The sequence below is a fragment of the Bacillus sp. FAU20 genome (assembly GCF_056033865.1).
The window spans coordinates 1318443-1338555 of record NZ_JBVYHY010000003.1 but is presented as its reverse complement, the minus strand read 5'-3'; the positions used below and the strand labels follow the sequence as shown (position 1 = coordinate 1338555).

Below are 20113 nucleotides of genomic sequence, written 5' to 3'. Positions count from 1 at the left end.
AGACAGTATATGAATCTTTTCTTATTTTGGTAATCATCATACATTTTTGATGTAGTGAAGTTATTCTTTCCCTTCACTTATCAGGATAAACTCGTACGTACTTCTTTATATGTCTATAACAAGTCCATTATAGCAAAAAAGAAGCCGCTATACTATGATAACAGAAAAACTGATAGGGTCAATCACCTATCAGTTTTTCTCTCTTTTACATCTCTTCTCTTTTTTCTAATTGAACACGCTCTAAACGTGGGTTTGGACGATATTTACGACCAGCTTTCGCTTCTGGTTTTCCATTTAATTCTACGTTATCACCAGTAAAGCCAATATTCATTTTTAATAAGCTACTTCCTACCCCGTATATGTCAACAGGTACGTTTTGAGCTTCAAATTCACGAATACGCTTCTCATCAAATCCACCAGTTACAACGATGTCTACATGCTGGAATCCTTCTTCATCAAGTGCTTTACGAAGTGCGAATACAAGCGATGGGTTTACACCACGTGGATCGAATGTTCCAAGTACTTCTGGGTGGCGAATGAAGTATTGATCAATCATCGTGCGGGACGTATCTACACGTACACCTTTTAATGTTGATCCAAATTCACGCGCTACGCGAAGTGCATCTGTAATGACATCATTGTTGTAATCAATTAATACAACTAATTCATCTTCTGGGAATTTCTTATGATATGCTTTTGCAGCTTCTACAACATCACCATTAAACATTTGAATTAATGCGTGAGGCATCGTCCCCATACCACTTTTGCCCCACCATTCATTCATCGCATGCGTCGCTTGTGCGCTCATACCTCCGATGTATGCTGCATAACCGTCACCAGCTTGTTGTGTATAATGATCGTCACGATCTCCCATGAAAATAACTGGTTTTTCTTTATCTACGCTACGCGCAGCTTGGACAACGTTATATACGTTTGTCGCAACCGATGTACGACGAGCTAAAATCCCATCAATGACACCTTCTAAAAATCCGAAATTTTCATAAGGACCATGAATTGTTAACACTGTTTCAAATGGACTAATTTTATCGCCATCTTTTAAAGAGTTAATTTCAAGTTCCTCAGGATTTTTAGCGAATGTTTGTAGCAATGCAATTACTTCATCCGTTCCGCAAAGAACTGCATTTTCCTTTTGGAAAAATTGCATCGTTACAACACTTTTCGGGCGAAATTCTTCGATGATTTCTCTAGTTTTTAAAAAGTAAACGGCAGAGAACCAACCTTCTCCAACACGTTCGTCAAATTTAAATGTTTTATTTGTTAGTCTATTTATTTCACCTTTTAATTTTAATTCAATTTCTTTCATGTCGCTTTACTCCCTACTTTACTATCCAACATTTTCTCTTAGTATACAGCAAAACCTTTTACTATACATTTGTTTCCTGCATAGCGGCAAATTCATCCTCAGAAATAAGGACATCTCTCGGTTTCGTTCCTCTACCTTCAGAAATAATCCCTTGCGATTCCATCTCTTCAATGAGACGTGCCGCGCGATTATAACCGATGCGGAATTTTCGCTGTACAGAAGATGTGGACGCTCCCCCTTGTTCTACAACAAATTGACATGCATCAAGGAACAATTCGTCTTCTGACTCAGCTTGTTCTGTTTTCGCTAATAAATCCTCTTGCTTAAATAAGTAATTCGGCTTCATTTGCTTTTTCACATGATCAACTGTTTTTTCAATCTCATCATCCGATACATATACACCTTGTACACGAACTGGCTTAGATGTACCGTTCCCTAAGAATAACATATCACCACGGCCAAGTAATTTCTCCGCGCCCCCAATATCAATAATCGTACGCGAATCAACTTGAGATGATACAGTAAACGCAATACGCGTTGGAATGTTTGACTTAATTAAACCTGTAATAACATCTACAGATGGACGCTGCGTCGCTACTAATAAATGAATACCACAAGCACGTGCTTTTTGCGCAATGCGACAAATCGCTTCCTCAACATCACCAGGTGCTACCATCATTAAATCGGCTAACTCGTCAATGACAATAACGATATAAGGTAATGTCTCTCCTGGAATTTCTCGCTCACTTACAATCGTATTGTAGCGAGTTAAATCACGAGCACCTGCGTGTGCAAACAATTCATAACGGCGTTCCATTTCCTCAACTGCCCATTTTAATGCAGCTGTTGCTGCTTTTACATCCGTAATAACAGGTGCTACAAGATGCGGAACAGAATTGTATGGTGCAAGCTCAACCATCTTCGGATCGATTAACATTAACTTCACTTCATGTGGTTTCGCTTTATATAAAATGCTCGTTAAAATGGCGTTAATACACACACTTTTACCAGAACCGGTTGCACCCGCAATAAGTCCATGTGGCATTTTTCGAATATCCGTTACAATTGGATCCCCTGAAATATCAAGTCCAAGCGCAACAGTAAGCGGTGATTCACTCTTTGTGAATACAGGACTTCTTAAAATTTCGCGAAGAAATACCGGCTTACTTTCTTTATTTGGAACTTCAATTCCAATTGCACTCTTCCCTGGAATCGGCGCTTCAATACGAATATCTTTCGCAGCTAAACTTAACTTAATATCATCACTTAAGTTTGTAATTTTATTTACTTTCACACCTGGGTCTGGCTGTACTTCAAAACGAGTTACCGCTGGCCCTTGCGATACATTAATAACATGTGCTCCAACGTGAAAATTATTAAACGTTGTATCTAATAATTCTTTCTGCTCCTCTAACCATTCTGTATTATCTAACGCTGATTGCTGTGGAATCGACAACAGCGCTAATGGTGGAACAGTATATGTCGGTGGTGTATGCAATACATTTCGCATATCGTTCTCTCTTTGATTTACAACATATGCTTTCTCTTGTACTTCCGTACTTGAAATTGGCTTTTGTACTTGCTCTACCACTACTTGCTGTATTGATTGTTCTTCCATTTGTGGCTCTGCTACTACTTGCTGCACTGGTTGCTCTTCCACTTGTGGTTCTGCTACCTCTTGTTGCACTGGGCGTTCTTCCACTTGTGGCTCTGCTACTACTTGCTGCACTGGGCGTTCTTCCATTTGTGGCTCTGCTACTACTTGCTGCACTGGGCGTTCTTCCACTTGTGGTTCTGCTACCTCTTGTTGTACTGGCTTATTCTCTACTCGTACATTAGCAGAAGGCTGCATTGCATTTGCTCTAGCTGCATGTCTTTCCATTAATCGTGTTCTATCTTGTTTCAACATAACAACATTAAATGGTACATGACGCTTTTTCTCACGTTTTGGTTCTTCTTTTTGTACAACTGGTTGTTCTTCTACGACCGGTGTTTCCTCGGCAGTTGGCTGTTCTTCTGCAATCCGTGCTTCCTCTGCAACTGGTTGTTCTTCTGCAATTAAAACATCCGCAAAGCTTTGAACATCTTTCTTCGTTTGTTCATCAGCCTCAGCAACATGTATGAATTCATTCTTTTGTTCAATTGCTTCATCTTCTTGCTGAATGTCCTCAAGTGCTACAAATGTCTCTACTACAGGCGCGTTTATTTCTGCAATCACTTCTACTTCTTCTGACTCTTCTGCTTCTGTAATTACTTCAGCTTCTTCTGACTCTTCTGCTTCCGCAATTACTTCCACTTCCTCTGTTTCTTCCGTTTCCGCAATTACTTCCACTTCTTCTGTTTCTTCCGCTTCCGCAATTACTTCCACTTCTTCTGTTTCTTCCGTTTCCGCAATTACTTCCACTTCTTCTGTTTCTTCCGCTTCCGCAATTACTTCCACTTCTTCAGGTGCCTCTGTTTCCATAACTACTTCTTCAAGCTCTTCCGTTTCTGCAATTACTTCTACTTCTACTTCTTCTGACTCTTCTGCTTCCGCAATTACTTCCACTTCTTCTGACTCTTCTGTTTCTGTAATTACTTCAGCTTCTTCTGACTCTTCTGTTTCCGCAATTACTTCTACTTTTGACACTTCTTCTGGTATTTCCACAATGATTGTTTCTTCAAGTTTTTCTTCTGCTTTGACAATCACTGATTCTTCTGGAGCTTGCTTTTCTACTTCAATAGTAGGTTGTTTTATTTCTGTATTACGTTTAATATCTTCTGATAATATTGTATCCTCGTGCTCTACTTTAGAAGCTACTAATTCTTCTTGTAGATTGTTTTCGTTTAACACCACTACATCTTTTTCTAGCTTAGCACTTTCCATCTGCTCAGCTACTGTTTTATGAAGTAATTCATCCGCTGAAACTTCCTGCGGTGTACTCATTTCTTGAATCACTTCTTTTTCTTCTACTAAAGGCACTTGGCGTTCAATTTCATAACCGTTTTTCTCTAGCCATTGATCAACTACTGACTTTTCTTCCTTTTTATTCTCTTCATATTGTTGCTCTCCATGCTGGTTAGCAGCTCTATGACTAGAAGAAGTTGGTGCTTGTCCTTCCGAGAAATCAGATAATGTATATCCTTTTTTCTCTAACCATGCATCAACGACTGATTTACCCTCTACAGATATTTCAAGGTCTTCTCTTTCCTTTACTTCCTCCTGCTTTTCTTTCTTTTTCTCTACTGAAGGACGATTATATCCATAAATTGGCGAAATCATTTCTGTTGGACGAAATGGTCTACGGTTACTCTCTTGCGAAGGTACAGATGCCTTTTTAACGACAGACTCCCGCACCGGTTCATATTGCACTTCCGGCTCTTCATATGTAGAAACTACCTTTTCCACATACGGTCGTCTGCTTCTTTCCACCTTTATTCCTCTTTGGGCAGTCGATTCTTCATATGTTACTCCTTGAACAGGTTGTTCTTCGAAGCGATTTACTTCGCTTTCATCCTCTTCATCGAACCCATTATCCGGTACTAAAGGAAAACGGCATTTACCTGCATTCCTACTTGCCATTTGTGCTTCTCTTGCTTCAGTGTAGTGGTTTACACGAGGAATTTTCGGCTGACTTTCAATTTGCTTTGGTACTTCTTTATTCATCGCTGTTTGTTCTTCCTCTTTGTTAAACAGCTTTTTCATCCAATCTAACATGCTTACCACTCTTTCTACTAAATAGTAACATCCTTTATTGTATCAGCATTCGGCAAAAAGTGCAGGTAAAATTAAGCATGTCATATTTATCCACAATATTCTAATTTACGAGTGTTTCATATAGAAAAACGCAGCCTTTCATGTAAGACTGCGCTTAAGCTTTACTCTTCCGATATACATCTATACTATCCGTTACACTTTGCAATAAAGAATTTACATACTGCGGGTCAGATAATTTTTTATCTTCTTCATGGTTTGACATAAACCCAAGTTCTAATAACACACCAGGAACCTTTGCCCAATTAAATCCAGAAAGATCATCCCGAAATTTAATTCCATTTACTTTTACTTGCTGGTTCTCCCTCATTTTATTTACAATCATTTGAGAGATTTGAAGACTTTCCGCATAAATCTCTCTCGTATACGGACTTCCTTCTGCCGGCGTCAATACAGAAAATCCACTTTGGTTTGGATTTTCAGAACCATCTGCATGAAGACGTAAAAATAAATTAGCCTTATGATTATTTGCGAATGTCGCCCGTTCTTTATTACTTATATCAACGTCTTGTGATGTTCTCGTCATTAATACTTGTATCCCTTTTGCTTCAAGCTTTTCTTTTAATAAAAAAGCCATTTCTAATACAAGTACAGCCTCTCTCTTTTTCGTCACAACACCTGTTGTACCGTCTGTCACTTTATATTTTTGCGTTGTTGCCCCTGGTCCAATCGGCTCTAAATTTAAATTCGCTTTTTGTTGATGCCCTGGATCAATAACGACGAGAAACTTCTCTTGTTTTTCATTACTCTCTACTTTTTGTTCATTATTTTGCACTGGTTGCTCAGTTGGCTGTACTGGCGTAGTTTCTTCTTTCTTTTCCTCAGATGATACTTCCTCTTGCTTATGTTCTACTTGCTCATTCGTTTGAATTGCTTGTGACTCTTCATTCTTTTCTTGTTCTTGCTGCTTTTCTACCGGTGCGTCTTCTTTGGTATCTTTGTTTTTCTCTTGTATAGAAGATGTAGTTTCTTTTTTCGGCTGCTCTTGTGAACAACCGGCCATATATATTCCAATGAATGCAATCATGCTCATTATTTTTATATACTTCATACTTCTCTCCCATCACTTTGCACCGGATTCAAAGTTTTTCTTATAATTGCCCTATAATCTCATCCATATTTCCAATATAAACTGGCTGCCATTTTTCTGTACCACGTTCTGCAGTATAAACCGGATAAGCGTCATCATCTATATTTACGAAAACTGGATCGCCCATATCCGTTTCATATCCAATTGTAATCCATCCTTCTTGCCACTTTCCGTTTTCTTCACTTATTAATGAATTTTTATGTTTATCATATCGATAACCGATTTGTCCTTTTTCTAATTCACTTTCACTAAACACATATATTTCATAAGTACCTAGCTCAACATCTTGCTGTTTTGAAGTTTCAATTCGTTTTAGAAGTTCTGCGATTTTTAGTTGTTGTTTCATACGTCTATCCCCTTCTATTTTTCTAAATTTTAACTAGTTTGTTTATAAAATACAATATAGATTTTAAGAAAAAAGGTGACATCCTTATCATATTAACGATTTTTTAAATATATCTATCACAACTCTCAATATATCAACGATTCAACACGAATTTCGATTTACCGACAAAGAACGCAAAAAAAGAGAGGTTGTCCAAAAGGACAACCTCTCTTTTCTTATATCAATTAAAATTTAAACTCTTGTCCAACTTCAAAGCTATCTTCTAATACAAGAATACCTTTTTCTTGTGGAGCATCTGGAAGCTCTAATTCACGTGCAGAGCAGATCATTCCAGAAGAAGGAACACCGCGAAGTTCTGCTGGTTTAATTAACATACCGCTTGGCATTACAGCACCAATTTTTGCAACGACAACTTTTTGTCCTGCATCAACGTTTGGTGCGCCACATACGATTTGTAATGTTTCTGTACCGATTTCTACTTTACAGATGTTTAGCTTATCAGCATTTGGATGCTTTTCTTTTTCAGCTACATAGCCTACAACAAATTTCGGAGAAAGATCTGCTTCTACTGTTTCTTCAAAGCCATTCTTCACTAAAATTTCGTTGATTTTCTCTACAAGCTCTTTCGTTAATGTAAGGTTTCCTGTTTCTTTTACTTCTAAGTAAGAAGATGCATTAAAGATGTTGAATCCTGCTGTCTCGTTGCTTTCACGATCGTATACGCGTGCAACATCTCCTTTGCGATCAAAAGTACGGTTCTCTAAAGTAATATCTTGTAAGGCAACAATTAAAGTGTCACCAATTCCTTCAAGGTTGTAAAAAACGTTCACTTCGTTCATCCTTTCTCTTTTCCATCTGTCTTCTTCCGATTTTTCGCTAAAATAAAGATTGGTTCAAATTCTCCATCTTCATATACGAATGAAAGTGATGTAATCGGAACATGCCCTTCGGCAAAAAATTTCATTGTCATTTGTGCAATAATATCATAACCGATTTCGTTGACGATATCAGCAATAATTAATACATCTTGGTGAGGAACAGCAACAACCATGTCACCAGAAATCTTTTCACGCATCGATTGTAGTAACGATTCGTTTAAAATACGAGTCGCGTCATACCCATCATTTGTGTTTAAAAAGTAGAATGTATTACCCGCTACTGTGTCTTGTTTAAATTCATAACCTAACGAACGTGCGTTGAATAATGCCGTTTCACGCACTTGCTGTTCTGTAAGTTCTAATTTTTGTAATAGACGCTCGTCAATTAGTCGATACGTTTTATTCGAATCTAACGCATAGTAGATACGTGTTTCCGCCGTATGATCCGTCATAATAAACGGATTTCCTTCTTCTGCTTGTTTCGGGAAAGAAGTAGAGCGAATAACAGGTAAAATTTTCGCTCCGCTATTTTCTTCTTTATGTATCGCAATTAGCGCTTCTTGTACGTAATAAGCAACTTCTTCAATTGCCTTTTCTTTGTTCACTTCCCATTTTGCCACAACTCCTGGAAGCGATACGTTAATACCTTTTTTGGAGTCTTTTTGTTCAATACGTAAAACTTCTTTCTCACTATCATACTGAAAGTCCCATTCTGGGCGAGATAATTTCTTTATTAACTCATCTTTCATCTTTTTACTTGTCATCTTCATCTCTTTTTCCTCCCTTCCAAAAAAATAACCTCCCCCGCGAAGGTAGAGGTTGTTTTACAATTCAATTGGCAAATTGCCTTATTTTAAACCTTCAATGAACTCTTCGATTTGTTCTTGTGTTTTACGATCTTTGTTTACATAGCGACCAGTTTCTTCACCTTTATTGTACGCTACAAAGCTCGGAATGCCAAATACGTCTAATTTTACACATAGATCAATAAACTCATCGCGATCTACATAGTAAAATGAGAAATCACTATATTTCTCTTCTACTTCTGGCATAAATGGGTCTACAAAGCGGCAGTCTGGGCACCATTCTGCTGAGAACATAAAGACTACATTCTCTTCATTTTTTAAATCTTGGAATTGCTCCATGCTTTCTAATGACTTCATCTATATTTCCTCCTCTAACGAGTGCATTTTTCATGTTATAATCTTTCTTTTATACTACCATACATCGCGCACGGTGCAAGGTTTATGCTTGCTTTTTGTCATACTTATATTGCCCAACTAACAACTTAACAACGTGTACAAATAATTCCGTGCGGTCGACATAATCATCTGTAAAAATACCAATCGCACCTTCGTGACTACGAATATCTTTTCGCTGCACAAACTCTTCCATCACTTCGCTTAATTCTTTACCATCTTCAAGAGGTGCTAAAAAATCGTCTGGTAACGTAATACGCGCTCCTCCGGCCACAAATACTTTCCCATCACTTGTTGCTAGCGCGCCCCAGTTACACATAAATAAACCGTGCTCCGTTTTCATTACACCGCCTTCTAGCCCAATACCAATTGGAGCTTCTCCTTCCTCTAGCGCTCGCTTCGCTCTATTAATCGCTCCTTCCATCGTCTCTTCATCTGAGAAAGGCTGAGCTGATACTCCTGATGGAACAGAAAGAGATGTAATTTCAGCATCTTTCCAAACCTTCTCCACAGCCCCAACCTTCGTTTTATTCTTTGACCCTACTACTACTTTCATTTCGTTCACCTCTATAAAAATTCATCATTTCGTTCTACTTAAATTAAACATCAATCACTACCATACATCACCGTGGCACCTATTCAACCTAAAAAAGAAGGTGGATTTCCTCACCATTACCGTCCTCGAACACAAAAACAGCCTTCCTCTCTTTTCCTATCCAGGGTCTTAATACATCATGCGAGCACCAATTAGGCACTGACCGCTCCCACACATGGATGGGTCATCTATTCAAGCCAAAAAAAGAAAGGCTCTTCAGCCCTTCTCTCTACGCGTTATTCTTAATTGTCTCTAACGTCGTTTTATCTGTTGTTCTTACAAGCTTCGTAATTAATTCTTTCGCCGCTGCATAATCATCAACATGTAAAATTGAAGCATGTGTATGGATGTAGCGTGCACAAACACCAATTACTGCTGATGGGATACCAGAGTTACTTGTATGTACACGGCCCGCATCTGTACCACCTTGTGAAATAAAGTATTGGTACGGAATGTTGTTTGTTTCTGCTGTATCTAAAATGAATTCGCGCATTCCTCTATGTGTTACCATCGTGCGATCATAAATACGAAGAAGAGCACCTTTTCCTAATTGACCGAACTGCGTTTTGTCACCAGATGCATCGTTTGCTGGACTTGCATCAAGCGCATAAAAAATGTCTGGTTGAATCATATTGGCAGCTGTTTGCGCTCCGCGGAGACCTACTTCTTCTTGTACAGTAGCACCAGAGTATAATGTGTTTGGTAATGTTTCATCTTTTAATTCTTTTAACAATTCGATTGCAAGGCCACATCCGTAACGGTTGTCCCAAGCTTTCGCCATAATTTTCTTTTCGTTTGCCATCGGCGTGAATGGGCAAATCGGCACGATTTGTTGTCCTGGTTTTACACCAATTTCAATCGCATCTTCATAACTATCTGCACCTATATCAATTAACATATTTTTTATATCCATCGGTTTTGCACGTTGCGCGTCACTTAATAAATGAGGAGGAATAGAACCAACAACCCCAATAACAGGACCATTCTTCGTCATAACTTGTACACGCTGTGCTAATAGAACTTGACTCCACCATCCGCCTAACGTTTGAAAACGAAGCATTCCGTTTTTCGTAATTTGCGTAATCATGAAACCTACTTCATCCATATGACCTGCTACAAGAACACGCGGGCCAGTTTCGTCCCCTTTTTTCAGACCAAATACGCTACCTAAACCGTCTTGTACAATTTCATCCGCATATTTGCTTAATTCTTGTTTCATAAAACGGCGTACATCATGTTCAAAACCTGATGCACCTTGTAATTCTGTTAACGTACGAAATAATTGTAATGTCTCTTTATTCACGAAGTCCCCTTCTTTCAAACCTTAGTAGAATACCTCTTTTATTGTAACGAAATTTTCGAAATGTTTCTAGTTTCTTCTTTTTTGGCTGTATTTGCTTTATAATTATTATCGGTACACTATTTTTATTTTATAGAATTGAGGTGAATATATGAGCTGGAAAGGTTTAGTAGTAGGTCTTGGCGTTGGGTTCGCAGCTGGTTGTCTCGTTGCAAACAAAGTACAAGAACAATCCCATATTTCTTCAGAAAAAGCATTGAAAATGGTGAAACAAGCATTAAGTCATAAAGGTGAAATTACTGGCTCTTGGGTACATATGGTTCCAGAGACATTTGAAAAATATGATGTCGCATATGAAGTTTATCGCGGCGGTCTTACAACAATGTTAGATGATATACAAGAACGATTTGAATTTTTAGTTGATGCTAAAACAGGTACTGTTTTAGAGGTTATAGCAGCATAAAAAGGAGGGTTCCCATTAGGTGAACCTCTTATTTTTTTGAAATTGCGGCTATTGATTAAAATTATATCAGCGATTTTTCGAATATATCGGCGCAACTCGTTTTATATCAGCGATTCCTCAATTATATCGGCGCAACTCAAATTATATCGGCGATTTCCCAATTATATCGACTTACCGACAAAACCCGACAATAAAAAAGAAGCTGCTCCAATAAATATGATGGAACAACCTCCTCTTTCTATGCTTCTATACTCGTTTTTCTCTCTATCTTTTCTACAATATGCCCTTCCTCATTCCACTTCACAGCGCGATAATACGCGTCATGATAAAACGTAAACCAAGCATCTTTTTCAGCACCATACTTCATCCACTTTTGCTTATTTTCAATCGAGGTCATAGGATAATCATCGTATGCCATTACCCATAATACATTTTGATGCGCGTGCGTCGGCAATAGATCTGCTAAGTGTAGCATCGTCTCCCCTTGACTCTCCAAAGTGATAACTGCATGTCCATCACTATGACCACCCGTATGCGCCATCTTGATTTCATCTGTAATTTCTATTTCTTGCTGGAACGTAACAACTTGATCTACAATTGGCTCCCAATTTTCCTTCCAATATGTATTACGTGATCTAATGTTTGGATTCCTCATTTCATTCCATTCTGTTTCACTTACGTAAACTTTCGCATTTGGAAATGCTGGTACAAGGTGATCATCTTCCCATTTTGTTAGACCAGATGCATGATCAAAATGAAGATGTGTCATCAAGACGTAGTCGATATCTTCAGGCTTTAATCCTAATTTTTCTAATGATTCATAAACCGATGATTCTTCTGTTACACCTTGATTTCGTTTCATCTTCTCATTCAACTTACCGTTTCCTATCCCGGAATCAATGAGCATATTTCCGTCTTTCGTTTGCAAAAGTAACGGATCTGTTCGTAAATAAATATGATTTGTGTCATTATGTTTATATTTACGTGACCAAAGTACTTTCGGCACAACACCAAACATTGCTCCTCCATCTAAATGTGTATTCCCGCCTTTTAACCACGTTACTTTTATATCTCCAATTTGTAACTGTTCCATTACACATCCCCCTTTCAATTAATCTTAACATAAAATTCTGATTATTTTAGCTGTAAAAAAACCTATGCATTACTGCATAGGCTCTGTACGATATTTTGCTTCAACTCGGTAAATACGATGACCTTTACTAGAGAATTTCTCTTCGTATTCAGTCATGATGTTACCTTCAAAGTCGCTGTTATGAAGATCTAAGCTTAAGTACGTTAGTAACATACCATACTCAGCCATACTCATAAGAGAATATTCAAATAGACCTTGGTTATCTGTTTTGAAATGAATTTCTCCGCCTTCTACTAATACTTCTTCGTAATTACGTAAAAATGTTTTATACGTTAAACGACGCTTCGTATGACGTTTCTTTGGCCATGGATCTGAGAAGTTTAAATAAACGCGATCAATTTCACCTTTCGCAAAGAAAACTGTTAAATCTTCAGCATCTTTATTAATTAACTTTAAGTTTGGTAATTCTTCTTCAATTAATTTATCAAGTGCATCTACAACAACACTTGTGAATTTTTCAATTCCAATATAATTAATATGTGGATTCGCTTTTGCCATATCATACATGAAGCGGCCACGACCTGTACCTACTTCAATGTGAATTGGTTGTTCGTTTCCAAATACTTCTTTCCAGCTACCAGCGCGCTCCTCTGGGTTTCCGATTACGATATGTGAATATTCATTAATTCGATCCATTGCATACGGTTTATGTCTTAAACGCATAGATGTTTCCCTCTCTTTACATAGCTATTTTAAAGGAATAATTCCTTCTTTCTTTTTTAATCAATCTACCAAACAAAAAACCAAGTACGTACGAGCACTCGGTCCGTTTCTTTCAAGTATAAGATGTACCATTTTGATAAAAACTACATACAGCATTAAACATTCCATGACGAAACAGCTTTTTCTCTTACATTTGAAGAGAAAAACAATCGAAAGGATGATCCGTTCATGCCAATTAATCAACAACATCAATTAGAAGTGCTGAAAGATATTTTAGTCAACCACCAAAGTGATTGTTGCGGGACAGTTTCAGAATGCGAGCAATTAGAGCGCCTCATTCAATCGTTACTCGCAAACGATAATATAAGTAGTGACGCTAAAGCAATGCTAAACGATGTATATTCTTATAGTCAATCGGGTAAATCTTCCTCTAATTTGGACAACCATATTTCCAATAATCAAGAACAACTTACTCAGTGGATTGCTGGAATGGACAATTTTTCTTAAGTATTATTCTGAAGCAAGTAGTTGCTGTAAATATTGATGCCAATATTCAGCTTCTGCTTGCTGCTTTTTTGTTGTGTGCCATTGAATAGACAAAATCGTTTGTGCTATCACATACCATCTCATACGCCTAAGCAGCGATTCATCCATTTCAATATCATAATAACCGAGCCACTCACTCCACTCCTGGCGCGGAATGTACCAATATAATAACATACCGAGGTCTAGAGCTGGGTCAGCAATTACAGCTCCATCCCAATCAATTAAAAACAACTCATCTTCATCCGACAATAGCCAGTTGTTATGGTTTACATCACAATGGCATACAACGAATTCATTGTATTCAATAGCTTTTAATGAATCCATTAAATATTGAAGGCCTTGCTGAATTGTTTCATCATCCCTTATATCTCCTCTTAAAACGAGTTGCAGCTGTTGTAATAACTCTTGTGCGTGAAGCGGCTGCTTCCCAAGTCTTTGAATCATCTGTACAAGCGCTTTAGAGGAGTGTATTTTCTTCAAAAGTTTCGCAACACGTTCTAGTTTCATATCCTCTGGCTCTAGCTTCTGTCCCGGAAGCCATTTTTGAGCAGAAATTACATCACCATTCGTTACCCTTCTTGTCCAAAGTAATTTTGGAACAATTCCTTCTGCTGACAATACCGCTAAAAAGGGCGATGTATTCCGCTTTAAAAATAACTTCTGTTGTCCGTTTTGCGCAATATATGCATCGCCCGTTACTCCACCAGCCGGTACAAGACTCCACTCTTTTCCTAATAATTGTTCCAACCATTCCATATTCATTACCCGTTAACAAATCCTTATCTTTTATAGTTATGAAAAGAAAAACCGCAACATTTCTACATATGTTGTGGATTCATATATTTTACTGTAAATGAAAAGAAAAATTAGCCTAAGCCAAAAATCCTCTATTTTATTTTACAAAACCTGTCATAGAATGACAACTTATCAAAATCGTCACCTTTGTCAATTCTACATTTATTACATTCTCATCGTCAAGTAGCGATTTGTCACATTATCGTCAATATATACGTGCTAATTGGAGCCAGCTTAAGTTCCTTTCCTCTAAATGAAGAAATTGGCTCTATTTTCGCTTCGTTTTCGTTTACTAACACATGCCACGTTGCTTCTTTCGGAAGCTGCACAGTTTTGGCTTCTAAACAGCTATTAAATAAGACGACAATCTCTTTCCACGGCCCAAACGATTCTGCATGCTCTAGATGATATGCAAGTACTTCTGTAGATGTTTGTAAAAAAGTCATATGTTTTTTTATAAGATCTGCGTTTTGTAATCGGAATGCCCCATGCTCTTTACGAATCGCAATTAAACCTTTTATATAGTTAACGGTCTCTATCTCTTTCTCTTTTTGATCCCAATCTAATTGATTGATCTCATCATTTGCATTATAACTATTTTCATTTCCTTTCTTCGTACGATAAAACTCCTGCCCTGCGTGTAAGAAAGGAATGCCTTGTGAAAGAATAACCATCGCGCTCGCCAACAGGTGACGTTTTTTCAAAATCGCTTCTGATTCTTCATTACTGCGCACTAGTTTATCCCACATCGTCATATTATCATGACATTCTACATAGTTAATGCTTTGCGCCGGCTCTAGAAACAGCCCCGTTTCTTTCATACTTAAAAGACTTCCTGCTGCAATATACTGCAAATGGTTACAGTCTACATGCCCACCAAATGCAAAACCACGCTTATTTATATGAAATGTACTCCCTTTTATCCCATCACGAAATTGATCATTAAACTGCGCGATATGTGGCATTTTCTTCGCATTATTTAACGTTGCTTTTTCTTTGGCAGGAAGCGGTGTTTGTAAATCCCATCCTTCCCCTAATAACAAAGCATCTCGTTTTATGTTTCGCACTTCTTTTTCTATCATATTCATTGTATCAACATCTAAAATTCCCATTAAGTCGAATCGGAATCCATCGACATTGTATTCAGTAAGCCAATATAAAATAGACTCTACAATGAATTTCCTCATCATTTTCCGTTCAGATGCTATATCATTTCCAACTCCCGTCCCATTAGAAGGCATACCATCTTCACCATGACGAAAATAATATCCTGGAACAAGCTTCTCAAATGATGATAGCTCTCTTTCATAAACATGATTATATACAACATCTATAATCACCCTAATACCTTGTTCATGAAATGTTTCGATTAGTTGTTTACACTCAACTATCCTGTTATACGGATCAGAGGGGTTTGTAGCATAAAATCCTGTTGGTGCATTGTAATATAATGGATTATATCCCCAATTATAGGCGGATGAAGGATTCGCCTCATCTACACCACCGAAACAATATAAAGGTAATAGTTCAACATGTGTAACACCTAAATCTTTTATATGAGACAACCCTGTTAACGCCCCGTTCCGTCCTGTTGTTCCATCCTCCATCAATCCTTTATATGTTCCCTTTTGAATTACTCCACTATTTTGATGTATAGTCGCATCACGAATATGCAGTTCATACAATATGGCATCTGTCATTGATTGTAATGTTGGTAATCCCTCTCGTCTTGTTACATTCGTTTTTTCTAAATCGATAACAACACCGTGTTTTCCGTTTACCGTCACCGACTTTGCATAAGGATCCACAGCTTCGTTCCATATTAAATTAATACAAACAAGAAATGTATAGCGTGCTCCGTCTAAATCACCTTGTAATGTTTGAATCCAAACTCCGTTTTCTCCCCTGTACATTTCATGATCGATATATTCTTTATCACTCTTATAAATTCTTACTTTCGCAAGCCTTGCAGTTGGGGCCCATACTTTAAATGTCGTTTCTTCTTTTTGATACACAGCACCTAAATCTGTACCTTCGTAATAATACTTTTCATCGAAAATTGTCGTTCGAATAACAGCACCTATTTGTAAATCAGTTTCTTCATTCCGTTCATCTCGTACTGTATAATACTTCCCCACATCTAGCGGCTCTTCTATAAAGCACTCATACTTCGTTGCATCTGGAAGCGCAATAGTATGAGCAATCGGTAAATCTTTCACATTACTTCCTTCTTGCAAACGAAATGTCCGACTTGTTCCATACGCATGTGGGAGCAAAATTGTAATTTTATTCATTTCATCTAAATAGGCATCAAATGGACGTTTTACTTTCAACATAAAAAAATCACCATCATTCTCAAAGTTAAAATAAAGTGAAACTTTAATGAGCGAGAAAACTTTTCGATCCTCACTTATTATTAGCCTTCACCAATTAGGCGAGATAAAATGAGCTGCAAATGATAAGACTTTTCTTATCAACAAGACTCTATACAGTAACTCCATTCTTCTCTATAGTATATTCACCTGCATAAAAAACGTTTTCAACATTCTATTTTTGTAATTTTATTTCAGCAATCGATTTATACTTCGGGGTTTCTTTCACGTGGGATTCGTATAAAGTAATTGTATCTGCTTGAAATGATATTTTAGGCACTTCTTTTATAAGTTCTAAATCGAACTTTTCTTCTCCTATCCATTTACGAGCAACGGTAATATGCGGGTGATACGGGCGTGTTTCTAGAGAAAATCCATTTTCTTCACAAATGGCATGTATTTGCTTTTGCAACTGAAACAAATCGTGATTTTCACTTACCTTCGCCCAAAAAATACGGGGCTGATCTTCCCTACCAAACGTTGAAAAACCTTGTAACGTGAACGATAGTTCTTTTGTTTCTGCAATTGTTTGTAATCCATTCTTTATTCCCTCTAACTGTTCCTCCGTTGCACTCCCTAAAAATGAAAGGGTAATATGATAGTCTTCTTTATGTACCCATGAACGAAATTGCAATTCCTCTTGCATGTCCTCTTTATAGTTAGACAGCATTTCTTTTATATGATTCGGTAACGTAATTGCGACAAAATAATGCAGTTCCATGTACATCTTCTCCTTCTTTCTATTGTTGCTTTTCTTTCTTATCTCATTCAGGTAAAAAGAAGCCGCTCTCCAAAATAGAGAGCGGACATTATTTATATATCCATTACTTCGCTAATTCATGAATTGCTTGCGCGTAAATTGCTGTTGCTTTTAATAAGTCTTCAATTTCGATATACTCATCTTTTTGATGCGCAAGTTCTTCTTTTCCAGGGAACAGCGGACCAAATGCCACACCAGCTTTTAATGAACGAGCATAAGTACCGCCGCCGATTGCTAATAGTTCTGGTTTTTCACCCGTTTGTTCTTCATACACACGTTGTAACGTACGGATTAATACGTGATTTTTATCGACGTGATGTGGGCGAGAATTAGAATAGTCAGCCACTTCAAAACCATGCGTACCAACATATTCTTTCAACTTCACAATTGTTTCTTCAAAGTTAGTTGTAACTGGGTAACGTACGTTTAGCCCTAAGTTACCACCGTTTTCTTTCGTATAAGAAATGCGACCGACATTCACTGTTAACGGACCGCTAATTTCATCTTTATAAGCAATAGTAGCTTTTTCACCAAAAATATCACCAGTAAATGTTTCTGTTGCAAATGTCGCAAATGCAGTTGCTTTTCCATCAAGTGAAACTGTAGTTAAGAAGTTTGCTAATAATAAACCTGCATTTTCTCCTTTTTCAGGAGTAGATCCGTGCGCTGAAATTCCTTCTATTTGCAACTTCACTGTATTTCCTTCTATAGTCGATTTCCCTATTTTTTTAGCAGTTTGTAAATACTCTTCATATGCTACTGTAAGTGCATTTACATCTTCTCCTGTAATAACCGCTTCTGCAAAATCAGGGACCATATTTAAACGGCGCCCTGAATCAAATGAAACAAGTTCATATGTACCTTTTTTCTCTTCACTACCATTTTGCACAACTTGTATATCAGAAATTCCTTTTTCTGCATTAATAATTGGAAAGTCTGCATCTGGTGCAAAACCAATCGTTGGCATTTCTTCATTTTTAAAGTAGTGATCTACACATTTCCAATTGCTTTCCTCATCTGTTCCTATAATCATACGAACACGTTTTGAAAGAGGTAAGTCTAATTCTTTCACAATTTTCATCGCATAATATGCTGCCATCGTTGGACCTTTATCGTCAATTGCACCACGCGCAAAAATCTTTCCGTCGCGAATATCTGCACTATATGCAGGAGTTGTCCAGCCATCTCCTTCTGGTACAACGTCAACGTGACAAAGAATACCTACTAACTCTTCTCCTTGTCCCATTTCAAGATGACCTGCATATCCTTCTAAATTTTTAGAAGTAAAACCTTCATTTTCTCCTTTATGTAACATGAAAGATAAAGCTTTTTCTACACCTTCACCGAATGGTGCGCCCTCTTTCGCTGACTCTTCTTCCCATACACTTTTAATTTGTAAAAATTGTTGTGTATCACGAATTAAATCATCTTTTCGTTTTGCAACTTCTTCTGTCCAATTAATTGCTGACATCACGCATCCACCCTTCACTATATTGTTTCTTTAATCATAACAAACCGAAATCTCTTATGCCATACACGAAAATCAAATGCCGAACAATTGTAATATTTCAGATATTTCTCATTAGTTTTTCTTTTATTTTTCTAAAAAAATTTGCAGGAATTTGGCGTTTTACGTAGAATTTTATGTGTTAGTTGACTGACCATATATACAATGTCAACTACCAATATTTTTCTATATGAATATTTGTTAAATTTCTGTAAAATTTAAGTAGATTAAAGCATGAATTTTATCATGTAGAGTACAATGGTAGTAACGACCTTCTTTCCTGAATGGGGTCAAAAAAACTAGTAGAGGAGTGGTTTTCTCTTGAAACCTACAACTACTCGTATGCTAACACGCATTAAATCAATTTATATGTACATCAATGAAAACGGAACGGTAACGACGAAAGACCTTGTAGATGAGTTCGGGATCACACCGCGAACGATACAACGTGATCTAAATGTGTTGCAGTTTAATGAACTCGTGTATAGCCCTTGCCGCGGTAAGTGGACAACAACAGGAAAGAAAGTGAGAATGACCTCATAACGAAAAATAATTGTATGGTAAATAAATACATACCCCTTTCTAATAATTAGAAAGGGGTCTTTTCTGCGCCTATAAAGGTACTACTTTTCAGTATCTACTTGATATGTTTTTAAAATTTCTACTTCTTCATCTGTTAGCTCTCGGTATTGTCCAAGTTCTAGTTCCTCATCTAATACTAACGGACCCATCTCTGTTCTCTTTAGGTAGACTACTTTTTTCCCTACCGCTTCAAACATACGCTTCACTTGATGGAATTTCCCTTCCGTAATCACAAGCTCAATTTCAGAAATATCATCGCTTTTCAATATTGTAAGTGCACCTGGCTTTGTTTCATAGCCATCGTCTAAAATAACACCTTTAGCAAACTCTTTTACATCCTCTTCTGTTACTACTCCTGCAACGTGTGCATAATATTTTTTCGGCACATGCTTTTTCGGAGATAATAATTGATGCGATAACTTCCCATCATTTGTTATCAATAAGAAACCTTCCGTATCGATATCAAGTCGTCCAACTGGGAACGGATCAAAGATAGCATCTTCTAATTCTAATAAATCTATTACTGTTTCATGATTATCATCTTCCGTCGCTGAAATAACACCTTGTGGTTTATGCATCATTAAGTAAACAAACTCTTTGTATTCCACAACTTCACCGTGAATCATAACTTCTTGCTCTTCTACATTTACATGAACTTTTGCATCTTTTACTGGCGTTCCATCAATTTTCACAACGCCATCTTTCAATAATTTCTTTACTTCTTTTCTACTTCCATATCCCATATTCGCTAATAATTTATCTAATCTCACGTTTTTCACCTTCTTT

At 37.3% G+C, this 20113-nt stretch carries 19 protein-coding genes; 3 read left to right on the top strand and 16 right to left on the bottom strand.

Annotated elements, in window-relative coordinates:
- Positions 1 to 205: 205 nt before the first annotated feature.
- The 9 genes from AC0OM3_RS07230 to AC0OM3_RS07190 form a co-directional block, all read right to left on the bottom strand.
- Complete coding sequence (locus AC0OM3_RS07230) at positions 206 to 1324, bottom strand: nicotinate phosphoribosyltransferase (protein ID WP_000658370.1); 1119 nt, start codon at positions 1322 to 1324, stop codon at positions 206 to 208.
- A gap of 61 nt (positions 1325 to 1385) precedes the next feature.
- The gene (locus AC0OM3_RS07225) at positions 1386 to 5021 is read right to left on the bottom strand and encodes a DNA translocase FtsK (protein ID WP_474211214.1); all 3636 of its coding nucleotides are present in this window, start codon (positions 5019 to 5021) and stop codon (positions 1386 to 1388) included.
- A 154-nt stretch (positions 5022 to 5175) separates the two neighbouring features.
- On the bottom strand, positions 5176 to 6129 hold the full coding sequence (locus AC0OM3_RS07220; protein ID WP_474211213.1) for an N-acetylmuramoyl-L-alanine amidase: 954 nt from the start codon (positions 6127 to 6129) through the stop codon (positions 5176 to 5178).
- 40 nt (positions 6130 to 6169) lie between these two features.
- A complete protein-coding gene (locus tag AC0OM3_RS07215) occupies positions 6170 to 6514 on the bottom strand; it encodes a hypothetical protein (protein ID WP_000813291.1) in 345 nt (114 codons plus the stop codon).
- A gap of 224 nt (positions 6515 to 6738) precedes the next feature.
- Positions 6739 to 7353 carry a YtpR family tRNA-binding protein gene (gene ytpR / locus AC0OM3_RS07210; RefSeq protein ID WP_474211212.1) on the bottom strand — a complete coding sequence of 205 codons (615 nt, stop codon included), beginning with the start codon at positions 7351 to 7353 and terminating at the stop codon, positions 6739 to 6741.
- The gene (locus tag AC0OM3_RS07205) at positions 7350 to 8162 is read right to left on the bottom strand and encodes a DUF1444 domain-containing protein (RefSeq protein WP_474211211.1); all 813 of its coding nucleotides are present in this window, start codon (positions 8160 to 8162) and stop codon (positions 7350 to 7352) included. Before AC0OM3_RS07205 ends, ytpR begins: the two co-directional genes overlap by 4 nt.
- 78 nt (positions 8163 to 8240) lie before the next feature.
- Positions 8241 to 8555, bottom strand: coding sequence for a thioredoxin family protein (locus AC0OM3_RS07200; RefSeq protein ID WP_000838187.1), 315 nt, complete (start codon positions 8553 to 8555; stop codon positions 8241 to 8243).
- An 82-nt stretch (positions 8556 to 8637) separates the two neighbouring features.
- Positions 8638 to 9147, bottom strand: coding sequence for a DUF84 family protein (locus AC0OM3_RS07195; protein ID WP_000869936.1), 510 nt, complete (start codon positions 9145 to 9147; stop codon positions 8638 to 8640).
- A 268-nt stretch (positions 9148 to 9415) separates the two neighbouring features.
- On the bottom strand, positions 9416 to 10489 hold the full coding sequence (locus AC0OM3_RS07190) for a M42 family metallopeptidase (protein ID WP_001031508.1): 1074 nt from the start codon (positions 10487 to 10489) through the stop codon (positions 9416 to 9418).
- A 148-nt stretch (positions 10490 to 10637) separates the two neighbouring features.
- Here AC0OM3_RS07190 and AC0OM3_RS07185 point away from each other — a divergent pair, with 148 nt between their 5' ends.
- Entirely contained in the window at positions 10638 to 10949 is a 312-nt protein-coding gene (locus AC0OM3_RS07185; RefSeq protein ID WP_474211210.1) for a PepSY domain-containing protein, read from the top strand.
- 238 nt (positions 10950 to 11187) lie between these two features.
- On the opposite strand, the gene AC0OM3_RS07180 is transcribed toward AC0OM3_RS07185, so the two are convergent.
- Positions 11188 to 12042 (bottom strand): YtnP family quorum-quenching lactonase, encoded by an 855-nt coding sequence (locus tag AC0OM3_RS07180; RefSeq protein WP_000436850.1) that lies wholly within the window; start codon positions 12040 to 12042, stop codon positions 11188 to 11190.
- A 69-nt stretch (positions 12043 to 12111) separates the two neighbouring features.
- The gene (gene trmB, locus AC0OM3_RS07175; RefSeq protein ID WP_001239385.1) at positions 12112 to 12765 is read right to left on the bottom strand and encodes a tRNA (guanosine(46)-N7)-methyltransferase TrmB; all 654 of its coding nucleotides are present in this window, start codon (positions 12763 to 12765) and stop codon (positions 12112 to 12114) included.
- Between the two features lie 228 nt (positions 12766 to 12993).
- Here trmB and AC0OM3_RS07170 point away from each other — a divergent pair, with 228 nt between their 5' ends.
- Positions 12994 to 13272: a YtzH-like family protein gene (locus tag AC0OM3_RS07170; RefSeq protein ID WP_001122234.1), complete on the top strand. Its 279-nt coding sequence runs from the start codon at positions 12994 to 12996 to the stop codon at positions 13270 to 13272.
- 3 nt (positions 13273 to 13275) lie between these two features.
- Here the strand turns inward: AC0OM3_RS07170 and AC0OM3_RS07165 are convergent, their stop codons facing one another.
- The 4 genes from AC0OM3_RS07165 to pepV form a co-directional block, all read right to left on the bottom strand.
- Positions 13276 to 14073, bottom strand: a complete 798-nt coding sequence (locus AC0OM3_RS07165; RefSeq protein WP_001986674.1) for a phosphotransferase family protein — start codon at positions 14071 to 14073, stop codon at positions 13276 to 13278.
- Positions 14074 to 14300: 227 nt separating this feature from the next.
- Positions 14301 to 16442 (bottom strand): type I pullulanase, encoded by a 2142-nt coding sequence (pulA, locus tag AC0OM3_RS07160; RefSeq protein ID WP_000921760.1) that lies wholly within the window; start codon positions 16440 to 16442, stop codon positions 14301 to 14303.
- A 211-nt stretch (positions 16443 to 16653) separates the two neighbouring features.
- Positions 16654 to 17199: an RNA 2',3'-cyclic phosphodiesterase gene (gene thpR, locus AC0OM3_RS07155; protein ID WP_000418983.1), complete on the bottom strand. Its 546-nt coding sequence runs from the start codon at positions 17197 to 17199 to the stop codon at positions 16654 to 16656.
- A 103-nt stretch (positions 17200 to 17302) separates the two neighbouring features.
- Positions 17303 to 18709: a dipeptidase PepV gene (gene pepV, locus AC0OM3_RS07150; protein ID WP_001274248.1), complete on the bottom strand. Its 1407-nt coding sequence runs from the start codon at positions 18707 to 18709 to the stop codon at positions 17303 to 17305.
- 357 nt (positions 18710 to 19066) lie between these two features.
- On the opposite strand from pepV, the gene AC0OM3_RS07145 reads away from it, so the two are divergent.
- Complete coding sequence (locus AC0OM3_RS07145; protein ID WP_000805512.1) at positions 19067 to 19288, top strand: DeoR family transcriptional regulator; 222 nt, start codon at positions 19067 to 19069, stop codon at positions 19286 to 19288.
- Positions 19289 to 19368: 80 nt separating this feature from the next.
- Here the strand turns inward: AC0OM3_RS07145 and AC0OM3_RS07140 are convergent, their stop codons facing one another.
- Complete coding sequence (locus AC0OM3_RS07140) at positions 19369 to 20097, bottom strand: pseudouridine synthase (protein ID WP_474211209.1); 729 nt, start codon at positions 20095 to 20097, stop codon at positions 19369 to 19371.
- Between the last annotated feature and the right edge of the window lie 16 nt (positions 20098 to 20113).